A 904-nucleotide genomic window follows, 5' to 3' on the forward strand; every position below is an offset into this window, starting at 1 on the left:
ACTGTCAGCTACTGGTTATGAGTCCGAGCCCTAGGTCGTGGACCCATAAGTTCGCAGCCACAGGCGGATGGCAGCAAGCTTGAGCATGCCGAGGTAGTTCGCTGCGAGCTTCTCGTAGCGGGTGGCGATCCTGCGGAACTGCTTCATGCGGCAGAAGAAGCGTTCGATGCGGTTCCTCTCGCGGTAGAGGCTCTTGCTGAAGCAGAACCGCTGCTTGCGGTTGGACTTCGCCGCGATATTCGGCGCAGCGTCGCGTTGTTCGATCATCGCTCTGATCCAGTCGGCGTCGTAGCCCTTGTCGGCGACAACAACAGTGTCTGCGGTCAGGCCGTCCAGCAGCGCAGGCACGGCCTGGCTGTCGTGCACCTGACCGGCGGTCAACACCATTCGGATCGGCAGGCCACGCGCGTCCACCAGCGCATGGACCTTGGTGGTCAGCCCGCCTCGTGAACGGCCCATGCAACGATCTGGCCCCCCTTTTTTGCCCCGGCGGCGTGCTGGTGCACCCGGACCGAGGAGGAATCGACCATCTGGATATGCCCGTCATAGGCCTTGGTGATCGCGTCCATGATGGCGTCCCAGATACCCGCCCGGCGCCAGCGCACGAAGCGGTTGTAGGCCGTCGTATACGGGCCATACCGCTCCGGCAGGTCCCGCCACGGCGAGCCGGACCGCAGCACCCAGAGGATCGCGCTCAGCACCCGCCGATCATCGACCCGTGGAACGCCGCGGGATTTCCGTGGCAGCAGCGGCGCGATCACGCGCCACTCGAAATTCGTCAGATCGTAGCGACCACCCATTGTAAGCTCCCTTCAAGGAGCTTGAATCACGCCTCGCCGCCGTGCCGCTACCCATTTATGGGTACACGCCCTAGGGCTCGGACCCATAAATTTCTTGAGCGGGC

Annotated in this window: 1 protein-coding gene; it reads right to left on the minus strand. The window is 63.5% G+C overall.

What is annotated here, in order from left to right:
* Positions 1 to 30: 30 nt before the first annotated feature.
* Positions 31 to 800, minus strand: a protein-coding gene (locus B8460_RS19780; protein WP_241771253.1) for an IS5 family transposase whose coding sequence is annotated in 2 segments (ribosomal slippage) — positions 31 to 470 and positions 470 to 800 — 771 coding nt in all. Because the reading frame shifts where the segments join, the coding sequence is not laid out codon by codon here.
* Positions 801 to 904 lie beyond the last annotated feature (104 nt).

Origin of the sequence: Acidisphaera rubrifaciens HS-AP3, assembly GCF_000964365.1 — a bacterium.
In the GTDB taxonomy this organism is placed as follows: domain Bacteria; phylum Pseudomonadota; class Alphaproteobacteria; order Acetobacterales; family Acetobacteraceae; genus Acidisphaera; species Acidisphaera rubrifaciens.